2 protein-coding genes are annotated in these 1,431 nt (G+C 64.0%); one reads left to right on the forward strand and one right to left on the reverse strand.

Annotated features, from left to right (window positions below; all coding sequences use genetic code 11):
* Positions 1-1,025, forward strand: a 1,025-nt coding sequence (locus EN932_RS36060; protein ID WP_128369524.1) for a PDZ domain-containing protein, incomplete at its 5' end; no start/stop codon positions are given.
* 43 nt (positions 1,026-1,068) lie between these two features.
* Here EN932_RS36060 and EN932_RS36065 read toward each other — a convergent pair.
* Positions 1,069-1,431: GNAT family N-acetyltransferase (locus tag EN932_RS36065; protein ID WP_164890847.1), on the reverse strand; the 363-nt coding region annotated here is incomplete at its 5' end.

Raw genomic sequence — 1,431 nt, forward strand, 5'->3', positions numbered from 1 at the left:
ATCCGAAAGGCCACAAGCTGACGGCGGTGAAGTTCGGCGATTCCACCAAGATGCGCGTCGGCGACTGGGTGATGGCGATCGGCAATCCGTTCGGCCTCGGCGGCACGGTGACGGTCGGCATCGTCTCGGCCCGCAACCGCGACATCAATTCCGGCCCCTATGACGACTTCATCCAGACCGATGCCGCGATCAACCGCGGCAATTCCGGCGGACCGCTGTTCAACAGCGCGGGCGAAGTCATCGGCATCAACACGGCGATCATCTCGCCATCCGGCGGCTCGATCGGCATCGGCTTCTCCATCCCGTCGCAGCTCGCGTCCGGTGTCGTCGACCAGTTGCGCCAGTTCGGCGAGACGCGGCGCGGCTGGCTCGGCGTGCGCATCCAGCCGGTGACCGACGACATCGCCGAAAGCCTCGGCATGGCGACCGCAAAGGGTGCGCTGGTTGCCGGCGTGATCAAGGGCGGCCCGGTCGACAATGGCACGATCCAGGCCGGCGACGTCATCATCAAGTTCGACGGCAAGGATATCCATGAGATGCGCGACCTGCCACGTGTCGTCGCCGAAAGCCCTGTCGGCAAGGCGGTCGACGTGCTGATCGTGCGCAAGGGCGTTGAACAGACGGTGAAAGTGACCCTCGGCCGGCTCGAGGATGGCGAGAAGGCCGCCAACGCCGAGGAGGGCAACACCGACCAGGACAAGGGCGACAAGGCTCCGGCCGTTTCCACTGCCTCGGTGCTCGGCATGACGGTCGGCGAACTGAACGACGAGACACGCAAGAAGTTCAGCATTGCGGCCGATGTTTCGGGCGTCGTCATCACCGACGTCACCAAGGACTCGGCCGCCGCCGAACGCGGCATCCAGCCCGGCGAGGTGATCACCGAGATCGCACAGGAATCGGTTGCTACCCCCAAGGACGTCATGGACCGCATCGGCGCCTTGAAGGAACAGGGGCGCAAGAATGCGTTGCTGATGCTGGCCTCGAAGACCGGCGAGCTCAGGTTCGTGACGATCAGGATGGACTGAGGTCCGGAAGATCGACAACACGACAACACTGAAAAAAGGGCGGCTAGCGAGCTGCCCTTTTTCTTGCCTGCCAGTCCTGGCGCGACAGTCTGTAGAGGACATGCCGTTTGAGATGCGGATGGCTGTCGGGAATGCTGGGGTGGTCGAAATCGCCGGACGGATCCGCGCTCATGCCGAGGCGTTGCATGACGGCGGTGGAGCGGCGGTTGGCCGCGACGGCGAATGACACGATTTCATCGAGGCCAAGCGTCTCGAAGCCGTAGGCCAGCCACGCTTCGGCTGCCTCGGTGACATAGCCTTTGCCCCAGAACTCAGGTGCCAGCCGCCAGCCGATCTCGATGGTGCCGGCTGGCAGGGATGGCACATGATCGGTGTCGAGGAGACCGATGAAGCCGATGCATTCACC

Origin of the sequence: Mesorhizobium sp. M7A.F.Ca.US.002.01.1.1, from assembly GCF_004022955.1 — a bacterium.
Taxonomy (GTDB): Bacteria; Pseudomonadota; Alphaproteobacteria; order Rhizobiales; family Rhizobiaceae; genus Mesorhizobium; species Mesorhizobium ciceri.